Origin of the sequence: Paraburkholderia sp. MPAMCS5, assembly GCF_036016995.1 — a bacterium.
Taxonomy (GTDB): Bacteria; Pseudomonadota; Gammaproteobacteria; order Burkholderiales; family Burkholderiaceae; genus Paraburkholderia.
In genome coordinates, this window is sequence record NZ_JAYXBK010000001.1 from 446,686 (window position 1) to 468,507 (window position 21,822).

A 21,822-nucleotide genomic window follows, 5' to 3' on the forward strand; every position below is an offset into this window, starting at 1 on the left:
GCGCGGCGAAATCGCCGTGCCGGGGAATCGAGGTCGTTGCTTTAAAGGCTGCTGGCTTTAGCCGTCGCCGGCACGGATGCAGGCCACGCGCGTAGCGTTTGCACTGTTCGCACCGTTCGCGCCGTGCATGACAGGCTGCGGAATCTGCGTGGCGCAAGCGTCGATTGCATCGGGGCAGCGCGTGCGAAACGCGCAACCGGAAGGCGGCTTGAGCGGTGACGCGATCTCGCCGCGCAGCAGCAGATGGCGACGCCCGCGCTCCACTGCCGGATCGGGCACCGGCACCGCGGAGAGCAACGCGCGCGTGTACGGATGACGCGGCGTGCCGTACACCTCGCGCTTGTCGCCGAACTCCATCGCACGGCCGAGGTACATCACCAGCACGCGGTGACTGATTGCCTTGACGACCGCGAGATCGTGCGCGACGAATAGGAGCGAGAGCGACAACTCGCGTTGCAGATCGCGCAGCAGGTTGACGATCTGCGCCTGGATCGACACGTCGAGCGCGGAGACGGGTTCGTCGCAGATCACGAGTTGCGGTTCGCCAATCAGCGCGCGCGCAATGCCCACGCGCTGACACTGGCCGCCCGAAAACTCATGCGGATAGCGGCGCAGATGCTGCGCGTTCAGACCCACGCGCTCCAGCAGCGTCAGGACGCGGCGCTGCACGTCGGCGCGCGCGAGGTCCTTGCGATGCGTGAGCAACGGCTCGGCCACGATCTGTTCGATCGTCATGCGCGGATCGAGCGACGCCAGCGGGTCCTGGAAAATCATCTGCACGTCGCGGCGCAAGCACGACGTATCGCGCCGCGCGTCAGGCAAAACCGTTTCGTTGCCGAGCCAGCGCACGCTGCCGCTTGCCACCGGCGCGAGTCCGATGATCGCGCGCGCAAGCGTGGACTTGCCGCAACCCGATTCGCCGACGAGCCCGACCGTCTCACCGCGCCGCACGCTGAACGACACGCCGTCCACGGCGCGCAGCGTCGCCTTGCGCGACCACGGGTAGCCGCCGTGGCCACCGCCCGGCACGCGAAAATGCACCTTGAGCTGATCGACGGAAAGCAACGTGCTTGCTGCGTCGCTTGCAATGGAAGTCGCGTTCATATGTGTTGGGCCTCCAGGATTTCTCCCACCGGACGATGGCACGCGCGCCGCGCTTCGCCAGAGCCGTTGGCGGCAACGAGCGCCGGACGCGACTCGCGGCAGGGATCGCTGCAATACGCGCAACGTGGCGCGAATGCGCAACCCGCGCCGACTTCGCCGGCCAGCGGCGGATTGCCGGGAATGGTTTGCAACGGGCGGTCGTCGTCGTCGGTGAGGCGCGGCAATGCGTTGAGCAGTCCGAGCGTGTACGGATGGGTGGGCGCGGCGAACAGTGACGCGGCGCTCGCCTGTTCGACCGTCTGCCCGGCGTACATCACCATCACGTCGTCGCAAAGGCCCGCGACGACGCCCATGTCGTGCGTGATCAGAATGATCGCCGTGCCGCGTTCGCGATTCAGTTCGCGTAGCAACTCGATGATCTGCGCCTGCACGGTCACGTCGAGCGCGGTGGTGGGCTCGTCGGCGATCAGGATTTCGGGCTCTGACAGCAACGCCATGGCGATCATCACGCGTTGCCGCATGCCGCCTGAAAACTCGTGCGGATACATGCCGATGCGGCGTGCGGCGTCGGGAATGCGCACGGTTTCCAGCGCTTCGATCGCGCGGCGGCACGCTTCGCGGCGCGACATCCGGCGATGCAGTTGCAGCGTCTCGGTCATCTGCCGTTCGATGGTGAGGAACGGATTGAGCGAGGTCATCGGGTCCTGAAAGATCATGCCGATGCGGTCGCCGCGAATCCTGTTCAGCGCCGCCTCGTTCATGGCCAGCAGGTTTTCGCCGCGATACAGCGCTTCGCCCGAGACGCGGCCGTTGCCCGCGAGCAAGCCGAGCAGCGCCATGACGGTCTGACTCTTGCCCGAGCCCGATTCGCCGACAATGCCGAGCGTGCGGCCCGCTTCGAGTGAAAACGACACGTGTTGCACCGCGTCGACCGGCGCGCCTTCGCGGCGCGTGAAGCGCACGCTCAGGTCGTTGACTTCGAGTAGCGGCATGTCAGCGGTCCTTGGGATCGAAGGCGTCGCGCAGACCGTCGCCGACGAAATTCACGCAATAGAGCGTCATGCACAGCATCACAGCGGGGCACAGCAGCAGCCACGGCATGGATTCGAGTTTCTGTGCGCCGTCCTGGATCAGCACGCCCCAGCTCGTCATGGGCTCCTGCACGCCGAGGCCGAGGAACGACAGCACGGATTCCGTCAACACGATGTTGGGCACCGTCACGCTCGCGTACACCACGACGACGCCGAACAGGTTCGGCACGATGTGACGCGCGATGATCGAACGCGAACTCACGCCGATGGCCTTCGCGGCGTCGATGAATTCGCGCGAGCGCAGCGACAGCGTCTGACCGCGCACCACGCGCGCCATGTCGAGCCACGAAAACGCGCTGATGGTGAGCACGACGAGATAGAACGCGCGGCCGAACATCGTCATCATCAGGATGGCGATCAGCATGTAGGGAATCGCGTACATCATGTCCACGACGCGCATCATCACCGCGTCGACGCGGCCGCCGAGATAGCCGGCGCTCGCGCCGTACGCGACGCCGATCAGCCCCGAGACGAGCGTGCCGAGCAGGCCGACTTCGAGCGACACGCGCCCGCCTTGCAGCGTGCGCGCGAGCAGGTCGCGGCCCAGTTCGTCGGTGCCGAACCAGTGCATGTCGTGCAGCGTCGGCGGCAGACTCATCGCGGACCAGTCGCTGTCGATGGGACCATTGGGCAGCAGCCACGGACCGGCCACGCAGGCCAGCACGATCAGCATCAGCAAAACGAAACCGGCGAACGCGGCGCGGTTGCGCACGAAACGCGCGGCGGCGGTGGCGAGCGGGCCGCGCGAACGCGGCGCGCGGGCGATGGCCGCGAGCGGATCGAGCGCTGCGGCAGTCGATTGAATGGAGCGTGCCATGATCAGTACCGGATACGCGGATCGAGCCACGCATACGCGAGATCGACCAGCAGATTGAAGAGCACGGCGACGGCAGTCGTCAGCACGACGAGCCCGAGCACGAGCGTGTAATCGCGATTGATCGCGCCGTTCACCACCAGTTGCCCGAGGCCCGGCAGCGCGAAGACGGATTCGGTCACGACAGCCGCCGTGATCGACGAGATGCAGACCGAACCGAGCAGCGACACGACCGGCATCAGCGCCGGTTTGAGCGCATGGCGCAATACGATCGTGCGGCCGGGCAAACCCTTCGCGCGCGCGGTGCGAATGAAGTTGCCCGACAGCACTTCGATCATGCTGCCGCGCATCACGCGCGCAATTGCGGCGACGTTGATGACCGTGAGCAGCACGATCGGCAGCACGCGATAACGCCACTCGCCTTCGCCCCAGCCGCCCGCGGGCAACCAGCCGCGGCCTTCCGAAGTCTTCAGCAGGATCGCGAAGATCCACACGAGCACGGGCCCGAGCACGAACGGCGGCACCACGTTGCCGACATTGCCGAGCACCATCACCGCGTGATCGACGAAACGGTCGCGACGCACGGCGGCCAGCGTGCCGAGCGTGACGCCGATCACGAGCGCGATCGGCACCGACACGCCGCCCACGCCGAGACTCACCGGCAACGCTTTCCAGACGAGGTCGTTGACCGACCAGTCGGCGTAGCGGAACGACGGGCCGAGGTCGCCGTGCAACAGCGAACCGAGGTAGTGGAGGTACTGCTGCCACAACGGTTCGTCGAGGTGATACTTCGCATCGAGGTTCGCGAGCACGGCCGCCGACAGTTGCTTCTCGGTGTCGAACGGGCCGCCCGGCGTGATGTGCAGCAGCAGATAGCACGCGGTGATCACGGCGAGAATCGTCGGGACCGCCCAGAGCGTGCGGCGCAGCGTGTAGGCCAGCATGACGGTGCTCCGCGCTTAGTGCTTGATGAGATACATGTCTTGCGTGGCGCGCTGATCGACGTAGTTGGTCGACGTATAGCCGCCCACATACGGCTTGACGAGCCGCACCGCTGAATACTGGAAGAGCGGCACCATCGGGTAGTCGCTCATGGCCATGTCGTGCGCCTGCGTGAGCAGCGCGGTGCGTTTCGCGTCGTCGAGTTGCTGGTTGGCTTCGTCGACGAGCTTGTCCACCTGCGGGTTGCAATAGCGCTGATCGTTCTGCACGCTGTTACAGCGGATCAGATCGAAGTACGACATCGCGTCGTTGTAGTCGACGAACCAGCCGTCGCGCGACGCCTGCACCTTGCCGTCGTGACGCTGCTTGAGCAGCACTTTGTATTCGACGTTCTCCAGCTTCGCATTCACGCCGAGCTTGGTGCGCCATTCGGAGGTCGCGAAGAGCGCGACCTTCTTGTGCAAATCGTTGGTGTTGTACGTGAGCGTGAAAACAAGCGGCTTCGCGTCGGAGTAGCCGGCGCTCTTGAGCAGATTGCGCGCGTAATCGACGCGCTTCGCCATCGGCCAGTTCGCCCAGTCGGGCTTGAACACTGCCGCGCCTTGCGTGCCCTTGGAGACGAGGCCGTACATCGGCAGCTCGCCGTCGGCGGTCAGACGTTGCGTGAGCAGGTCGCGGTCGAGCACCATGGACAGCGCCTGACGCACGCGCTTGTCCTTGAAGAGCGCGTCGTCGTTATTCAGGCTGTAGTAGTACGTGGCGATCTGCAAGCCGGTTTTCAGCTCGCCGCCGAACTGCTTGCTCACCTGCGCATAGATGCCGGACGGAATCGAATACGTGTAGTCGAACTGGCCCGCCTGATACATGCGCATCGCGGTTTCGTCGTTTTCAATCGGCAAATAGGTCACTTTCGTGATCACGACCTTGCTCGCGTTCCAGTACGTTTTACTCTTCGCGCCGACGAGCCGGTTGCCCGGCTGCCAGTCGGCGAGCGTGTAAGGACCATTGCCGACGAAGTTGCCCGGCCGCGTCCAGTCGCCGCCGAACTTCGTCACCACGTCGCGATTGACGGGCACCATGGTCGGCATCGCGGCCAGTTGCGGGAAGAAGGCGGCGGCCACTTCGGTCGTGACTTCGAGCGTGTAGGGATCGACGGCGCGCACGGCGAGGCTGGAGAGCGGCGCCTTGCCCGCGAGAATCGCCTTCGCGTTCTTCACGAATTCAACCAGCACGGTGTACTTCGAACCGGTTTTCGGGTCGAGTACGCGCTGCCATGCATAGACGAAGTCGCTTGCCGTGACCGGCTGACCGTTGCTCCAGCGTGCATCATGTCGCAGCTTGAACACCCACTTGTCGGGCCCGGGGCGCGTCCACGATTGCGCGACGCCCGGCACGATCGCCCCGGCTGCGTCGATGCGCGTCAGACCTTCAAACAGATCGAGCGCGATGGTGTTGCCGGTCCACGACTCGACGTGAGCCGGATCGAGCGATTCGGTTTCCGCCGGGACCTGGCGCGTGATGTCCTGACTCACGGCGAGTGTGACGCCGGCCGGCACCGTGACAGCGAATGCGGAGGAGGCAAAGGTAAGGACGAGCGCGCTCAGCGCCGTCGCGTAAGCAAACGGTTTTTTCATCGGTTCAGAATCGCAGGAAGGGTCGAGAGAGAAACGCGGCGGCGCGGAAAACGCCCGGTTATCTGCCGTGTTCGGGCCAGGGTGGCCCTTGTTGTTTGTCCAACATGCAGGAATCCTTACATTTGGTAATGCAGGCGTTCCATGCCGGATGAACCGGAAAAGTAGCCCGCTTCTTTAGAACAATCTTGGTGTGCCGACCCAGACGACCACCGACTCCACGCGAGCGGTGTTCACCCAGCTATGCGGCACCGTCGATTCGTAATGCGCGCTGTCTCCCGCGCGCAGGACAAACGTCTTGCCTTCCAGCGTCAACGACACTTCGCCGTCGATCACATACACAAACTCTTCTCCGGCATGCGTGGTCACCTCGGAGCGCTTTTGCCCCGGCGGCATCTTCACGAGAATCGCCTCGAGCTGACGGCCGCCCGTCAGATTGGTCAATCGCGCGAACAGATTGGCCGAGTCCGCAAAGCCGAAAAACTTCAACTGATCGCCGCGACTGACGGAACGCTCCTCGCTCGGCGTGTCGACGAAATACTGCACCGTCACGCCGAGCGCCTGAGCAATGCCGGCCAGCGAAGTGATGGAGGGCGACGCGAGACCGCGCTCCACCTGCGACAAAAACGGCTTGGAAATGCCCGCCGCCGTGGCGGTGTCATCCAGCGTGCGCTTAAGACGTTGCCGCAACGCGCGGATCTTGCTGCCTACTTCGAGTGCCGTGTTGCTCTTAGGAATTGTCGTGACCATAGCAGGAGGAAATTAGCGCGTCAAAATTTGTTTGATAGAAGCAAATATGGTTTGATGACGCCTGTGCCGGAACCGCAAGCGCGGAGTTCCGGGTTGTGAACGCACCGCATTTTTCAAGACAACACGCTATGTTGCCAGAAGCAACGTGCCGTTCTGCCGATTCGGCGGACGCTTTCGGAAAAAACCACCGGCCGATTCATCCCAGGCTGCTGCAACTTTCCGAAGTGTCCGCAGCGATGCCAGGTGAATACAAACAGGAGATGCAAGAATGAATTTATCCAATGGCCGAACCGCACGCGTCTCGCAGACGCGTTCGTTTTCGACGATCTTTCTGATCGAGATGTGGGAGCGCTTCGGCTACTACGGCATGGCCGCGTTGCTCGTGCTGTTCATGATCGACAAGCTCCACTTCGCCGACAGCCGCGCCACGCTCACTTGGGGCGCCTTCACTGCGCTCGTGTACGCGTCGCCGTCGATTGGCGGATGGATCGGCGACAAGGTTCTCGGTGCGCGCCGCACGATGATATTCGGCGCGGCCGTGCTGGCGGCCGGCTATCTGATGCTGGCGCTGCCCAACGACCAGCTTGCGTGGATGTACGCGTCGCTCGGCGTGATCGTCGTGGGCAACGGCCTCTTCAAGGCGAACGCGGCGAATCTCGTGCGACGCATTTACGAAGGCGACGACGCGCGCATCGACAGCGCGTTCACGATCTACTACATGGCGGTCAATATCGGCTCGACCGTGTCGATGCTCGCCACGCCGTGGATCAAGGACCATTGGGGCTGGCATACGGCCTTCGCCGTTTGCTGCGCGGGGATGCTGTTGTCGGTGGCGAATTACTTCGTCATGTTCCGCACGCTCGCGCATATCGGCACCGCGCCGGACGCGCAACCGATGCGCTGGAAACGCTTCGGCGCGGTCGTGCTCGGCGGCATCGCACTCGGTGCGGCAACGCTGTTCGTGCTGCAGCACAAGGCGATTGCGGTGGCTTGCGTGTACACCGCCGGCGTCGCGATCCTGGCGATTTTCGGCTACATGCTGCTCAAATGCGAGCACTCGGAGCGCGCGGGTCTCGTGGCCGCGCTGATCCTCACCGCGCAGGTAATCCTGTTCTTCGTGTTCTATGTGCAGATGTCGACCTCGCTCACGCTGTTCGCGCTACGCAATGTCGATCCGCGCTTTTCGCTGTTCGGCGCGACGCTCTTCACGTGGAGCGCGGCGCAATTCCAGGCGCTCAATCCGATCTGGATCATGTTGCTGAGCCCGTTGCTCGCGCTGCTGTACACGCGGCTTGCGCAAAGCGGCAAGGACGTGCCCGTCGCGGTCAAGTACGCAGTCGGCTTCGCGGTGGTGGCGGCCGGCTTCTTCGTCTATGCGGCGAGCGGCCGCTATGCGGTGAACGGGCGCGTGTCGTCGTGGTTCATGGTCGGCGGCTACGGGCTATATTCGCTCGGCGAGTTGCTGGTGAGCGGCCTCGGGCTCGCGATGATCGCGCGCTACGTGCCCGCGCGCATGAGCGGCTTCATGATGGGCGCGTACTTCGTGGCCACCGGCGTCTCGCAGTATCTGGGCAGCGTCGTGGCGAATTTCGCGCAGATGCCGGCCGGCGACATGGACCCGCTCGAATCGTTGCCGCTCTATACGAAGCTCTTCACGGGCCTCGGCTGGCTCGCGGCCGTCGGCGCGCTGGTCGCCGTGCTGCTGTTGCCGCTCATGCGCAAGCTGTCGAGCGAACATCAGCGGCTTAGCGACGAAGCGCGCGGCAACGCGAAACATGCCGGCGCGCCGAGCGGCGCTGTCGCGGAATAAACGAAGCGCGCGAAAGGGCGGCGGCGAGGGTAAGCTGACGGTTGCCATTGGCCTTGCGAAACGACGGTTTCGCGGACACATAAGGTAGCCAGTCAGAAATGGAAATCCACATCGCTGTCGAAGGACATCACGACCTGTCCGGGCAGATCTATCGACAGTTGCGCGCCGGCATACTCGAAGGACGTCTCGCGGGCGGCACGCGGTTGCCGTCCACCCGCGATCTCGCGACGCAGTTGGGCGTGTCGCGCAAAACCACGCTCGACGTGTTCGAGCGGCTTCTTTCCGAGGGTTATCTCACTGCGCGGGCCGGCTCGGGCACGTTCGTCGCCGATGGTCTCGAACGTTTGCCGGTCGAGCGCTCGCCGCATGCGCGCGCAGCCGAAGCGTCGCGCGATCGCTCGACGATCAGGCGCAAGGATGCGGCGCGCGCGTTGCCGCTGTGGGAGCAGATGCCCGAGAGCTTGCCGCCGCGGCCTTCGGTGCCGTCGCCGTACGACTTTATCGGCGGCGCGACTGACAGAACGCTGTTTCCCTTCGACGTGTGGCGCCGCTGCGTGAATCATGCGCTGCGTGCGCAGGCGCGCGGCGCCGGCATTTATCGCGAAGCCGCCGGCGAGCAGGAACTGCGCCTCGCGATCTCGCGCTACCTGGCGTTCAATCGCGCGGTGTCGAGCAATTGGGAAGAGGTGATCGTCACGCAAGGCGCGCAGCACGCACTCGATCTGCTCGCACGCATCACGCTCGGGCCGGGCGAAGTGGCGGCCATCGAAGATCCCGGCTATCCGCCGGCGCATGCGTGCTTCATGGCGACCGGCGCGCGCGTCGCGCACGTGCCGGTGGACAGCGAAGGTCTCGTGGTCGGCAAGCTGCCGGACAATGCACGGGTCGTGTACGTCACGCCGTCGCATCAGTTTCCGCTCGGCATGCCGATGAGTCTGGAGCGCCGCGTCGAACTGCTCGAATGGGCGCAGAAACGCGGCGCCGTGATCATCGAAGACGATTACGACTGCGAGTACCGTTTCGAAGGCCGGCCGATGGAGCCGCTGAAAAGTCTCGACCGCGCCGGACTCGTCGCGTACGTGGGCACGTTTTCGAAAACCATCTTCCCGGAGTTGCGAGTCGGCTATGTGGTGCCGCCCGCCTCGCTTTACGTGCCGCTCGTCAAGGCGCGGCAGATCGCGGACTGGCATGGCTGCACGCTCACGCAAACCGCGCTCGCGTCGTTCATGCTCAACGGCGATTTCGCCAAGCATCTGCGGCGCATGCACAAGACGTACGCGGCGCGGCGGGCGACGCTGCTCGACCATCTGCAAGGCGGTCTCGCGCCGTGGTTCGAGCCAATCGTGCCGACGGCCGGCATTCACATGGCGGCGCGTCTGCGAGCGCCGTTGACGGAAGAAGCCGTGGTGAGCGCGGCGCGCGCGGCGTCGATCGGCTTGTATGGGCTCGCGCCGTTTCATCAGCGGGTGAAGCCGCAGGCCGGGTTGATTTTCGGCTACGGCAACATCGGCGAGCAGCAGATCGACACGGCGCTCAAAAAGCTCGCGAGTATCCTGCCGCGCCTGGCTTCATAGAAAGACACGCCGCTAACGGAATGCTTTCTCGACGCGCACCGTGCGCAAGACAGCGCGTTCTGCAACGACACGCCTGATAGCCGTTGCCGCCGCCGATACGGAGTTACCCGAGTGCTGCTTTCGCGGCCACCCTGGCGCATATCACGGAAAACACGTGCGATCGCGCTCGCGTCGGCGGCGTGCAAAGAGCCGCCGAAAACAACCCGGCAAGAGCGCTGCCGATGAGCCGCTCCGCGCAGAATGTCCCGTAATTCATGCGTTGAAACCGCTTGTAACGCACTTTACGTGTGGGTGTTGCCGACGTCGTCGGGACATTTTAGGCCCTGAAACAAGCATCAAAACGTGTGGCGCAGTCTGCGCCGCGCAACAAACACGTGCTGTTATACATAAAAGAGTCGCGCAAATCGCATGAGCGCTTGTAGAATCCGGCGTTGAAGCGTGCACATGCGGTGTGCGCTTTGTGCAATTCACTGACCACAACAGGTAGGAGAAACATGCCGACTTCCGCAAAAAAGGTGGCCAAGAAGGCTGCTGCCCCGGTACCGACCAAGAAGGTTGCTGCAAAGAAAGTCCCTGCGAAGAAAGCTCCCGCAGCTAAGAAGGTCGCCGTGAAGGCGTCCGGCGCACCGTCGCCGATCAAGGACACCTTCACGAAGGCCTCGCTGGCTGCACACGTCGCAGAACGCGCCGCTGTGGAACCGAAGGCTGCCAAGGCCGTCCTGGCCGCGCTCGAAGACACGATCCTCGGCGCGGTTCACAAGAAGGGCGCTGGCGAATTCACGCTGTCGGGTCTTCTGAAGATCGTCGTGCAAGCTGTGCCGGCGAAGAAGAAGCGCTTTGGCAAAGACCCGTTCACGGGCGAAGAGCGTTGGTTCCCGGCCAAGCCGGCTAGCGTGCGCATCAAGGCACGCGCGCTGAAGAAGCTGAAGGACGCCGCAGCAGGCTAAGCGCGCTTCATGCGCGGCTCAGGGCGCCGCTTGATGCAACCAACGTTGCCAGGCGCTTAAGCCGGTCGCATTGCACGTCATACGGAATCCCCGTGGATACAGTGTCCACGGGGATTTTTTTATGCACCCATTGCGCGCGTCACGGCTCGCGCAACGCGACGCGGTGCCTTCCATGGTGCTGCGGGTGCACCGTACTAGCGCATCGAATATCGCCGCAGTACGATGACAGCGATGCGCTGTCCGCCAAGATGCGCTGTCCGTGTGCAGGTCTTCCGTGGTTCGCACGCTAAAGCTCAATGGCATAGCGCTTGCTTGAACGAACGTCGAATACCGAATGCGCAGCGCATTCGCCTTCTATCCGACAACAAGAGCGAGGCGTGACATGCGATGCTATGACGAGATGCATCATCATGACGATGCCGTGCGGCCACACTATGCGCGTTTCGAGCGGTGGCTATCGAAGCAGGGCAACGAAGCGATCGCGCGCAAACGCGCGGAAGCGGATCTGCTGTTTCGCCGGGTCGGCATCACGTTCGCGGTCAACGGCGACTTGTCCGGCACTGAACGGCTGATTCCATTCGACCTGATTCCACGCATCATTCCGCGCGACGAATGGAAGACGCTCGAAGCGGGTTTGCGGCAGCGCGTCCAGGCGCTCAATCTGTTTATCCATGACGTCTATCACGATCGCAAGATCGTGCGCGCCGGCATCGTGCCGGCCGCTCAGGTTTATACCAACGCGCAATACCGGCCGGAAATGCAGGGCGTCAATGTGCCGCTCGGTGTTTACGCGCATATTGCCGGCGTCGACGTGGTGCGCGCGGGCGACGGCGGCGAATTCTATGTGCTGGAAGACAACCTGCGTGTGCCGTCGGGCGTCTCCTACATGCTCGAAAACCGCAAGATGATGATGCGGCTTTTCCCCGAGCTCTTCGTGCAGAACCGCATTGCGCCGGTCGCGCATTATCCCGATCTTCTGCTCGATATGCTGCGCTCGGTGGCGCCCGAAGGCGTCGACGATCCGGTCGTCGTCGTGCTCACGCCGGGCATGTACAACTCCGCGTATTTCGAGCACACCTTCCTCGCGCAACAGATGGGCGTGGAACTGGTGGAAGGCAAGGATCTTTTCGTCGACGACAACTATGTGTTCATGCGCACGACGCAAGGGCCCAAACGTATCGACGTGATCTATCGCCGTGTCGACGACGACTTCCTCGATCCGCTCGCGTTCCGCAACGATTCGGCGCTCGGTGTGCCCGGCTTGCTGACCGCTTATCGCGCGGGACGCGTCGCGCTCGCGAACGCGATGGGCACCGGCATTGCCGACGACAAATCGATTTATCCGTACGTGCCCGACATGATCGAGTTCTATCTGGGCGAGAAGCCGATCCTCAACAACGTGCCCACGTTCCAGTGCCGCAAGCCCGACGATCTCGCCTACACGCTCGCGCATCTGCCGGAACTGGTCGTGAAGGAAGTGCATGGCGCGGGCGGCTACGGCATGCTCGTCGGACCGGCTTCGACGAAGGCCGAGATCGAGGCCTTCCGTGAGCGCCTGATCGCACGGCCCGCGGGGTATATCGCACAGCCGACGCTCGCGCTTTCCGCCTGTCCGACCTTCGTGGAAGCCGGCATCGCGCCGCGTCATATCGATCTGCGTCCCTTCGTGCTGTCGGGCAAGACCGTCACGATGGTCGCCGGCGGACTCACGCGCGTCGCGTTGCAGGAAGGTTCGCTCGTCGTCAATTCGTCGCAAGGAGGCGGGACCAAAGATACGTGGATGGTCGACTGACGCGGTTGCGTGCGCGGCTGCGAGCCAGCGCGCACACGACCCGGCGCGCCGGCGCATGCATCGCGAAGCCGGCGCATACGGATAACCGGCGCGAGCGCTGACCTCATGGAGCCTCGCGTCATCAGATACGGAACGCGTCATGCTAAGCCGCACCGCCGATCATCTCTTCTGGATGGCCCGCTACATGGAGCGCGCGGAGAACACCGCCCGCATGCTCGACATCAACCTCAAGGCGCTGCTGTTGCCGCAGACGCCCGAGCAGGAGGCGCGCGCGCAACGTTCGGTGCTGCGCATCTCCGAACTCGAAACAGCGTTCGCGCAACGCCATGACGAGCCGACGCGCGAACACGTGCTCGACTTCATGGTGGCGGACGCAACCAATCCGTCGAGTATTCACTCGTGCCTGCATGCGGCGCGCGAGAATGCGCGCGCGGTGCGCGGCACGTTGACGACCGAATGGTGGGAGACCATCAACGATACCTGGCTCGAATTCAACGAGCACATTGCCTCCGGCCAGGCCGCGGCGAATCCGGGCGCGCTGTTCGAATGGGTCAAATTCCGCTCGCATCTTTCGCGCGGCGTGACGATCGGCACCGCATTGCAGGACGACGCGTTTTTCTTCACGCAACTCGGCACGTTCCTCGAGCGCGCTGACAACACCGCGCGGATTCTCGACGTGCGCTTTGCCAACGTCGAGCCGAATTCACGCGACGCCGCGCGCCAGCTCGAAGACTTCTATTACTGGACTTCCATTCTGAGTTCGGTGTCGGCGCTCGAAATCTACCGCAAGGTGTATCGCGATGTCGTGACGCCCGCGCGCGTGGTCGAGCTGATGATTCTGAACCAGCAGATGCCGCGTTCGCTGCTGGCCTCGCTCGAAGGCGTCTGCGCGAATCTCGCGATGCTGCGCACGCCCGGTTCGAATCAATGCGAGCGTTTTGCCGGCAAGCTGCGCGCCGAGCTGTTGTACTCCGACATCCGGCAGATTTTCGAAGCCGGCCTGCACGCCTATCTGACGCAGTTCCTCGCTCGCGTGTTCGAGCTGGGTAATCTCGTCGCGCGTACCTATCTCATGCTGCCAGTCGCCTGACGGGGTGCTTATGTATCTGACGATCCGCCACGACACGTCCTATCGTTACGAAGCGACGGTCCATTATTCGATCCAGCAATTGCGCCTGACGCCGGCAAGCGGCGCCTCGCAGATCGTGCGGCGCTGGAGCATCGACGCGCCGGGCAAGCTCGACTCCACCGTCGATGCTTACGGCAACGCGCTGCACACGCTCGTGATCAATAAGCCGCATAGCGAGATTCGTCTGCACGTGTCGGGCGAGGTGGACACGATTGCGCTCGACGACGGCCGTCTTCGCGACGAAGCCGGCCCGATTCCGCTCGAACATTTCACCTGCGCGACGCGTCTCACGGAAGCCGATCCGGCGATCCGCGAACTGGCCGGATCGGTGCCGGATCTCGCGAGTCCGGGGAGTCTGATCGCACTGTCGGAGCGGATCGTGGAGCGCGTGCAGTACAACCCCGGCATCACGGAAGTCAGCAGCACGGCGGCGCAGGCGCTCGCGCTCGGCAATGGCGTCTGTCAGGATCACGCGCATCTGATGCTCGCGTGCTGCCGGGCGCGCGGCGTGCCGGCGCGCTACGTGAGCGGCTATATCGAACCGGGCGACGTGCCGCACGCGGCGAGCCACGCGTGGGTGGACGTGTGGCTCGACGGCACAGGCTGGGTTTCCGTCGACGTCACGCATGCGGCTTTTGCCAGCGAAATCTACTGCCGGCTGGCGGTCGCGCGCGATTACGAGGCCGCGGCGCCGGTGCGCGGCCGGCGGATCGGCGGACGGGAAGAGAAGATGGACGTGGCGGTGATGGTGAGCGCGCAGGTGTCGCAGTAGGCGGCCCGCAGCGCGTGCCGGCGTTGCCGCTATTCAGATGGAACCCGCGAAGGCCGTAATGGACATGTAGGCGCGGCGCGGAAGCGCCTGCGCGCGGCATTACAATAGCGCCGTTCAGTCGATTTTTGCGGGTACCTTTCCTTATGACTTACTGCGTAGCGATGTCCGTCGACGAAGGGCTCGTATTCCTTTCGGACACGCGGACCAACGCGGGCGTCGATCACATCAGCACCGCGCGCAAGATGTCGGTGTTCGAGCAACCGGGCGAACGCATGCTCGTGCTGCTGGGCGCGGGCAACCTGTCGCTCACGCAGGCGGTGCTGCACGAGCTTTCCGAACCGGCCGATGCGTCGCAGCCCACGCTCTGGAAGGTGCCCACCATGGCCGACGCCGCGCGCGTCATCGGCCGCGCGGTGCGCACCGTGCATCAGCGGGAGGCGCAGGCGCTCCAGGAATTTGGCGTCGACTTCAATTGCAGCTTCGTTCTCGGCGGGCAGATCGCCGGCAACCGGCCGCGCCTTTTCATGATCTACGCGGCGGGCAACTTCATCGAGTCGTCGGCGGTGAACCCGTATTTCCAGCTTGGCGAGGCGAAGTACGGCAAGCCGATTATCGATCGCGTGCTGACGCCGTCCACGCCGCTCGACGAAGCCGCGAAGTGCGCGCTGATCTCGATGGACTCGACACTGCGCTCGAACCTCTCCGTCGGGCTGCCGCTCGATCTGCTGGTCTACGAAAAGGACGCGCTGCGCGTCACGCGTTTCGTCTCGATCGATCAGGACAACGCGTACTACCAGATGATTCATCGCACCTGGGGCGAGCGGCTGCGTCAGGTTTTCGGCGAGATTCCCGATCCCGACTGGCATGAATCGCCACATGTGCCGCTGTTTCAGCGCGCGGGCGCGCTCGTGCTGCATCGCGCGCCGGTGGGCGCGGACGGCATCGAACACGAACTCGACGCGAAACCCGCGCAGACTTTGGCGCAGGCGGAAAAGGGCAAGGCGCAGCGGTAGTAGGCGCGCTTCGGCGCGCGCTGCGTACAGGCATCTGTACTCGACGCAAAACCAGCGGACGAAAAAAAACCAGCCACCGGCTTGCGCCCGTGGCTGGTTTTGAACTGCGTGTGCTTCAGCAGTTCATCAAGTCCATTTAGAACTTGTGGCGGATACCCAGGCTGACCACTTCTTGCGAAGCGGAAGCCGAGTTGTAGCCGTACGAACCGATTGCCGCGCCTGCGTTGACGAGCGAACCGTTCGAAGCGCGCTGATTGCCGCTTGCGTGCTGGTATGCGCCGACCAGGTAGATGTCCGTGCGCTTCGACAGGTTGTAGTCGCCGCCCAGGGAAACCTGGTGATACGTTGCGCTCGCGTCGCCGCTAGCCTTGTTGTAGATGTAGCCAACGCCAACCAGCATTGCCGGCGTTGCCTGGTAACCCAGGTATGCGCCAATGACGTTGTACTTCTCGGTCGAACCGAAGCCCGACTGTGCGTCCGGCTTGTACTGTGCGTTGCTGTAACGCAGGTTAGCCGTGAACGGGCCCGTCACGTACTGAACAGCAACCGAAGCGATGCCGATCGACTTGGCGCTCGAGTACGGGTTGATCTGGTTGTCGAACGTGCCGTCCGACGTGCTGCCCCAGCCCGAACGCAGCGGTGCGTTCGTGTGCGGGTTGTCCGCGCGGAAGTAGCCGGCTGCGATGCTGAACGGACCCGTTGCATACGTTGCCGCGCCCGACCACGTCTGGCCCGAACCCGTCGAACCAGCGACGCCGCCGAATGCGTACATACCTTCGAACTGCAGGCCGCCCCACACCGGCGAGGTGTACTTGACAGCGTTGTTCGTGCGCGACGAGTTGTCGTTGTTGTCCACGTCGCCCGGCGTCGTGAACGTCGAACCGAAGTAGTTGTCAGCCGTCAGCGGTTGAACCAGGTCGACCACCGGATCGTACTGGCGACCCAGCGTGACCGTACCCCACTGCTGGCCCGTCAAGCCGACATACGCCTGACGACCGAACATGCGGCTGCCTTGGCCGAGCTTGCCGGTGTTCGGATCAAAGCCGTTTTCCAACTGGAAAATCGCCTTCAGACCGCCACCCAGATCTTCGGTGCCCTTCAGGCCCCAGCGGCTGCCTTGCAGGTTGCCTGCGGCCAGACCGATCTGGTTACGGTTGACGCCTGCGGTGTCAACGGTGTTGTGCGCGAACTGGATCGATTCATCGATCAAGCCATACAGGGTCACGCTGCTTTGAGCGTGTGCGACGCCGGTAGCGCCCAGAAGCGCCAGCGAGAGGGTCGACAGTGCGATTCGTTTCATCCATTTCTCCACGCAGATGATTAGTTTACTTGTTGCGGAAAGGAGAATAGCTCACGCCGTCAATCGGCAATAACTGGAAAAAAAAGAGTGTCGCCAAAAACTGACAATCCCCGCAAACCCCTGTATTTAAAGAGCGGCGCGGATTGTTTCTATTTTCGCAACGGTAATTCGTGACATTCTCATTATTGTTGTTTCGTTGACAGTGCCGGCTTCATTCCGCCACATTTCAACACTTAGTGGTAAGTATAATGTAATAAAGTCGTCTAAATATTGGGGGCGGATTTTGGCGTGTCGCGCGGCGGCGCGCTGCAAGTTGGCCGAACAGCAGGCTAGACACGCATTGCCGATTGTGATTTGCCCATATTCCAGCGACGCGCTCCGGCGCGGCCCCTAAATGTAAGTAGCCGATGTAACTAGCCCGCCGCGCGGCTTCACGCTCACCGCGCGCCGCCGTCCCGGCCGTGACGCGCCACTGCCGCCGCCGCGAGGCCGGCCGCCGCCGCGAACGCCACCGACCTCCACGGATGTCTGCGCACATAGCGATCCGCCGCGACCGCCTGGCGGCTCGCGCCAAGCAGCGTGACTGCCGCGAGGCGGGTCGCTTGCGCTTCGGCCGATACCACCGAGCGGCCGACTTTGAGCGCCGTCGCCGGCGTCAATATCTTCTCGCGCAGTTGCAATCGCCGTAACTCCCCAACCGACGACGACGCGCCGCGCCGCCGCGCGAAAATAGAACCCTCGGCAGCCGGCGCGCGATGATCAAATGGGTGGTCCTCCGCGTGCAACGCTACGCTCGCCGGCACCGTCGACGCCGCCAGCAGCGACGCGAGTTTCGCGCGGCTTCCCGGCGGCGCGTCGGGCTGCATGCCGCCGCCGCCGCGCGGGTCGCGCAGACGGCCGCGCGCGGCCGAGAATTCCGCGCCGAGCAACAGCACGGCGGCCGAGAAATACAGCCACATCAGCAGCAGCGCGAGCGAACCCGCCGCGCCGAACGAACTCGCCATGCCGGCATGCGCGAGATACAGCGCGAACAGCTTCTTGCCCGCCGAAAACAGCACGGCCGCGACGATCCCGCCAACCAGCGCATCGCGCCAGCGCACCTTGGCATCAGGCAAAAACTTCAGCAGGCCGGCGAACGCGAGCGAGAGCACCAGCAGGCCGACGCCGAGTTGCAGCAGATTGCCGATCACCACATAAGGCGAGTCGCCCCACAGCCATTTGCCGATGAAGGTGATCACCGTGTCGAGCACCAGCGAAACGATCAGCAGGAACGCGACGCCGAGCACGAGCCCGAACGAAATCAGCCGCACGCGCACCAGCGCGATCACGCTCGACGTGCGCGGTCCGGTGTTAGGCCACACGACATTGAGCGCGCTGTTGAGCGAGGAGAATGTGGCCGACGCGCCGATTGCCAGCATCGTGAACGAGATGATGGCCGCGATGCCGCCCGCGCTGCCGCTGTGATGCGCGTTCTCCACGATGGTCTGCACGCCTGCCGCGGCCTGGTCGCCGAGCAGGCCATGAATGTGGTCGAACAGTTCGCCGCGCGCGGCCTCGGCGCCAAAGAACCAGCCGGCCACCGCGATCACCATGACGAGCGTCGGCGCAAGGGAAAAGGCGGCGTAGAACGCGATGCTCGCGGCCATCGCTGTGCAGCGGTCGTCGGAAAACTGCCTGAAGGCTCCGATTGCCCAGTTCGCCTGCTTGCGAGCGACGTGCTGGAGGTTCTCGGCGGAAAGCGTGTCGATGTCCATGGTCGTAGTCTCGATGGGTAGGGCGCCGGAAACCGCGTAGGCGACCTGTACAGGCCGCGCGCCGCAGTTTCCGCCTCACAGCCTTTCGCAAACCTTGTGCCTGTCACTATAGCAAGCGCGCCTGGGTTCGGAGCCGCGCGCCGGAGCCTGCATGCCGCTAGAATGCGATGGCTCCCCTCATCTATTTTTATCGATCGCCATGCATTCGCACGAAGCCGTCAAGCAGTTGGATGTGATTCCCGCGGACGAACTCGCCGCGTGTTTGCCCTCGCATGTTCTCGCGCAGTTGCCGGCCGAGGGCATCACGGTTTTCTCCGTCACCGACGACGCGTCGGACACCGCCGCCTTCAGCGCGCGCTACGGCTTCGGCCTCGAAGACTGCGCCAATACCATCGTGGTGCGCTACAGGAAAGACGGCGGCGAGCACTATGCGGCGCTCGTTTCGCTCGGCTCGCTGCGGCTCGACATCAACGGCGCGGTGAAGGCGGCGCTTGGCGCGCAGCGGCTCTCGTTTGCGAAGCGCGAGGCGGCGGTCGAGTTGAGCAGCATGGAATTCGGCGGCATTACGGCATTCGGCTTGCCGGAGAACTGGCGCATTCTCGTCGACGCCGCCGTGATGGAGCGCGCGCAGGTCGTGATGGGCGCGGGCGTTCGCGCGGCGAAACTGCTGCTCGCGCCGCACGTGTTGCGAGCGTGGCCGCGTTGCGAAGTGGCTGCCATGACGCTGCCTGGGGAGTGAGTGTGCGTGAGGGCGCTCGGGCGCCGGATGGCGATAACGCCGCAGCGTTGACGCCCGCATCGCAAACACCGCATCGCAAACACCGCATCGCAAACACCGCAGCACGATCACCGCAGCATCAACACCCAAGCGCCAACGCCGCAACCCATCTCAAGCGAAGCCGACGCCCGCGCGGCTCAGCAAGCGCCGATTGCGCTCCGACAGGTTTTCCACACGCAACTGCTTGCCGGCCTTTCGGTAACGGTCATAAAGACCTTGCAACGCAGCGAGCGCCGAATGATCCGCGAGCAGCAAATGACTGCAGTCGATCGTGACATCCTGCGGGTCCTGCTGCGGATCGAAAAGCTCATGAAACCGCGTGGTGGAAGCGAAAAACAGCGTGCCGCGCGGCACGTAGGTTTTGTCGCCGGCGCGCTCTTCGACATGCGCGTGAATTTCGCGCGCGTGCTGCCACGCGAAGTTGAGCGCGGCGATCACAATGCCGCACAACACGGCAATTGCGAGATCGGAAAACACCGTGATGATGGTGACCGCGACGATCACCAGCGCGTCGTTGCGCGGCACCTTGCCGAGCACGCGCAACGAGCCCCACGCGAAGGTTTGCTGCGCGACCACGAACATCACGCCGACCAGCGCCGCGAGCGGAATGCGCTCGATCAGCGGCGAGAGGAACAGGATATACATCAGGATCATCACGCCGCTGACGATACCCGACAGCCGCGAGCGGCCGCCCGAATTCAGGTTGATCATGGTCTGGCCGATCATCGCGCATCCGCCCATGCCGCCGAACAGACCCGACGCGATATTCGCCGCGCCCAGCGCGAGGCATTCGCGATTCGCCTGACCGCGCGTTTCGGTGATTTCATCGGTGAGATTGAAGGTCAGCAGCGTTTCCAGCAAGCCGACAATGGCCATCAGCACCGCATACGGCAACACCACATAGAGCGTGTCCAGATTCAGCGGCACGTCGGGCATCGCGAAGCCGGGCAGGCCGCCCGCGATGTGCGCCATGTCGCCGAGCGTGCGCGTGGGCACGTGCAGCAGTTGCGCGAACACGCCCACGCCGACGATCGCCACCAGCGCGGGCGGCGCGGCGCGCGTGATACGCGGCAGCACATACACGATTGCCATGGTCAGCGCGACGAGGCCGAACATCGTCGCGAGCGCGCTGCCGTGCAGCCATTGCTCGCCTTGCGGCGTGCTCTGCCTGAAGTGCGCGAGCTGCGCGGTGGCGATCACAATCGCGAGGCCGTTGACGAAGCCGAGCATCACCGGATGCGGGACCATGCGGATCAGCTGGCCGAGCCGCAGCGCGCCGAACAGCATCATGAGAATGCCGCTGAGTATCACCGTGGCGAGCAGATATTGCGCGCCATGCTGCACGACCAGCGCGACGATGACGACCGCCATCGAACCGGCCGCGCCCGAAATCATCCCCGGCCGGCCGCCGAACAGCGCGGTGATCGTGCAGATAAAGAATGCGCCATACAGGCCCATCAGCGGATTGAGGTGCGCGACCAGTGCGAAGGCGATGCATTCGGGCACCAGCGCGAACGACGAGGTCAATCCCGCGAGCACATTGCCGCGGATGCCGGAAAGCCTGGCGGGCCAACCGTGAGTGGGGCTAGCGGTATTCATCTTGAGCGAGGTGGTTTGCCGCGGCGAACGTTGCATCTGACGATGCCGTTGGCCGGGCAATGTGAGCGTTCCGGCCTGAGGCGTTTAAGTGGCCGGAAGTCTGCGAAAGCGGTGGATTTTACAGCAGCTCAGTCATTTTGACCGGCGACACGCGCAACCCGTCGCGCGTCATGCGAGCAGACAAGTCGGTGTCGGAAGAAACGCGGAGCCACGCAGTCCGCGAAGCGGCTGCGTGGCGAAGAGGCTCGAATCGCCCCAGGATCAGATGACGAGACGCGAAACCTTCGTGCCTTCGAGCGAGACGCCGGCCATCAGGCCGCCGTTGGTGAGCACGAATGCTTCGACCGGGCTGGTTGCGGTCGAGGTGTCGATTGCGCCGTTTGCGCCGACCTTCAGCAAGGCCACGGTCGCGTCCGCGCCCGCTGCCCAACCTTGGCTCGCGAGGAATTTATCGAGTGCTTCCTGCGTCATGAAAAGGAAGATGAGCGCTTTCGACTGAGCGCCGATCTGCAGGCCGAACGAGCCGGCCACGGTGCTGTAGTAGCCGCTCGTGTGGCCGCCCACGCGCAGTGCGCCTTCGCCGTATTGACCGCCGACCCAGAATCCCGCGGAGATCACCGACGGGAACACCAGTACGCCGCGCGCTTTGGCCACGAGTTCGCGCGAACCGCCGACGTTCGCGTACAGACGCGACAGTGTGGAGTCGACACCCGCATTGATGGTGTCGCGCTTGTTCGCATTGGACGAGGCCGACGCGTTCGAAGACGGCGACGTGGTGGTGCAACCGGCAAGGCCCAGACCTGCGGTGGCGAAAGCCGCGCCGGCTGTCGTGATGAATTGTCGTCTGCGCATAATAATTGTCCTTTTACGTTATCGAGGCGGGTTCTCTTTATCGATGGAACGGTAATGCGGTGACGCTGGCCGTGAAGCCGACGTCAATGATAAAGCAGCATTTGCCGTGCCTGACCCCATTGCCGCGCGCAGAGGCGGCGGGGTGTGCCTCGTGGCGAGGAATTCGCGCT

The 21,822-nt window shown here is 63.8% G+C and carries 18 protein-coding genes; 8 read left to right on the top strand and 10 right to left on the bottom strand.

Features of this window, described 5'->3' with window-relative positions:
* Positions 1-57: 57 nt before the first annotated feature.
* The 6 genes from VOM14_RS02120 to VOM14_RS02145 all read right to left on the bottom strand — a co-directional run bounded on the left by VOM14_RS02120 (position 58) and on the right by VOM14_RS02145 (position 6,332).
* Positions 58-1,104, bottom strand: coding sequence for an ABC transporter ATP-binding protein (locus VOM14_RS02120; RefSeq protein WP_327627002.1), 1,047 nt, complete (start codon positions 1,102-1,104; stop codon positions 58-60).
* The gene (locus VOM14_RS02125; RefSeq protein ID WP_327627003.1) at positions 1,101-2,096 is read right to left on the bottom strand and encodes an ABC transporter ATP-binding protein; all 996 of its coding nucleotides are present in this window, start codon (positions 2,094-2,096) and stop codon (positions 1,101-1,103) included. Before VOM14_RS02125 ends, VOM14_RS02120 begins: the two co-directional genes overlap by 4 nt.
* 1 nt (position 2,097) lies before the next feature.
* Positions 2,098-3,012: an ABC transporter permease gene (locus tag VOM14_RS02130; protein ID WP_327627004.1), complete on the bottom strand. Its 915-nt coding sequence runs from the start codon at positions 3,010-3,012 to the stop codon at positions 2,098-2,100.
* Between the two features lie 2 nt (positions 3,013-3,014).
* Entirely contained in the window at positions 3,015-3,953 is a 939-nt protein-coding gene (locus tag VOM14_RS02135; protein ID WP_327627005.1) for an ABC transporter permease subunit, read from the bottom strand.
* A gap of 15 nt (positions 3,954-3,968) precedes the next feature.
* On the bottom strand, positions 3,969-5,585 hold the full coding sequence (locus VOM14_RS02140) for a peptide ABC transporter substrate-binding protein (protein ID WP_327627006.1): 1,617 nt from the start codon (positions 5,583-5,585) through the stop codon (positions 3,969-3,971).
* 174 nt (positions 5,586-5,759) lie between these two features.
* Positions 5,760-6,332: a cupin domain-containing protein gene (locus tag VOM14_RS02145; protein ID WP_327627007.1), complete on the bottom strand. Its 573-nt coding sequence runs from the start codon at positions 6,330-6,332 to the stop codon at positions 5,760-5,762.
* Positions 6,333-6,600: 268 nt separating this feature from the next.
* Here VOM14_RS02145 and VOM14_RS02150 point away from each other — a divergent pair, with 268 nt between their 5' ends.
* The 7 genes from VOM14_RS02150 to VOM14_RS02180 all read left to right on the top strand — a co-directional run bounded on the left by VOM14_RS02150 (position 6,601) and on the right by VOM14_RS02180 (position 15,369).
* Complete coding sequence (locus VOM14_RS02150; protein ID WP_327627008.1) at positions 6,601-8,142, top strand: peptide MFS transporter; 1,542 nt, start codon at positions 6,601-6,603, stop codon at positions 8,140-8,142.
* 98 nt (positions 8,143-8,240) lie between these two features.
* Positions 8,241-9,716, top strand: coding sequence for a MocR-like pyridoxine biosynthesis transcription factor PdxR (pdxR, locus tag VOM14_RS02155; protein ID WP_327627009.1), 1,476 nt, complete (start codon positions 8,241-8,243; stop codon positions 9,714-9,716).
* Positions 9,717-10,210: 494 nt separating this feature from the next.
* Complete coding sequence (locus VOM14_RS02160) at positions 10,211-10,663, top strand: HU family DNA-binding protein (protein WP_013590705.1); 453 nt, start codon at positions 10,211-10,213, stop codon at positions 10,661-10,663.
* Between the two features lie 382 nt (positions 10,664-11,045).
* Positions 11,046-12,455: a circularly permuted type 2 ATP-grasp protein gene (locus VOM14_RS02165; RefSeq protein ID WP_327627010.1), complete on the top strand. Its 1,410-nt coding sequence runs from the start codon at positions 11,046-11,048 to the stop codon at positions 12,453-12,455.
* 139 nt (positions 12,456-12,594) lie between these two features.
* The gene (locus tag VOM14_RS02170; RefSeq protein WP_327627011.1) at positions 12,595-13,545 is read left to right on the top strand and encodes an alpha-E domain-containing protein; all 951 of its coding nucleotides are present in this window, start codon (positions 12,595-12,597) and stop codon (positions 13,543-13,545) included.
* Between the two features lie 10 nt (positions 13,546-13,555).
* The gene (locus tag VOM14_RS02175; RefSeq protein ID WP_327627012.1) at positions 13,556-14,356 is read left to right on the top strand and encodes a transglutaminase family protein; all 801 of its coding nucleotides are present in this window, start codon (positions 13,556-13,558) and stop codon (positions 14,354-14,356) included.
* 143 nt (positions 14,357-14,499) lie between these two features.
* Positions 14,500-15,369: a proteasome-type protease gene (locus VOM14_RS02180; protein ID WP_327627013.1), complete on the top strand. Its 870-nt coding sequence runs from the start codon at positions 14,500-14,502 to the stop codon at positions 15,367-15,369.
* 136 nt (positions 15,370-15,505) lie between these two features.
* Here VOM14_RS02180 and VOM14_RS02185 read toward each other — a convergent pair whose 3' ends face one another.
* Both VOM14_RS02185 and VOM14_RS02190 read right to left on the bottom strand, forming a co-directional pair.
* Positions 15,506-16,669, bottom strand: a complete 1,164-nt coding sequence (locus tag VOM14_RS02185) for a porin (protein ID WP_327627014.1) — start codon at positions 16,667-16,669, stop codon at positions 15,506-15,508.
* Positions 16,670-17,106: 437 nt separating this feature from the next.
* Positions 17,107-18,423, bottom strand: a complete 1,317-nt coding sequence (locus VOM14_RS02190; protein ID WP_327627015.1) for a YihY/virulence factor BrkB family protein — start codon at positions 18,421-18,423, stop codon at positions 17,107-17,109.
* Between the two features lie 199 nt (positions 18,424-18,622).
* Here VOM14_RS02190 and VOM14_RS02195 point away from each other — a divergent pair, with 199 nt between their 5' ends.
* Positions 18,623-19,162 carry a YbaK/EbsC family protein gene (locus VOM14_RS02195; protein ID WP_327627016.1) on the top strand — a complete coding sequence of 180 codons (540 nt, stop codon included), beginning with the start codon at positions 18,623-18,625 and terminating at the stop codon, positions 19,160-19,162.
* A 150-nt stretch (positions 19,163-19,312) separates the two neighbouring features.
* On the opposite strand, the gene VOM14_RS02200 is transcribed toward VOM14_RS02195, so the two are convergent.
* Positions 19,313-20,800, bottom strand: coding sequence for a SulP family inorganic anion transporter (locus VOM14_RS02200; protein WP_327627413.1), 1,488 nt, complete (start codon positions 20,798-20,800; stop codon positions 19,313-19,315).
* 261 nt (positions 20,801-21,061) lie between these two features.
* Positions 21,062-21,652 (bottom strand): BPSL1445 family SYLF domain-containing lipoprotein, encoded by a 591-nt coding sequence (locus VOM14_RS02205; RefSeq protein WP_327627017.1) that lies wholly within the window; start codon positions 21,650-21,652, stop codon positions 21,062-21,064.
* Positions 21,653-21,822: the final 170 nt, after the last annotated feature.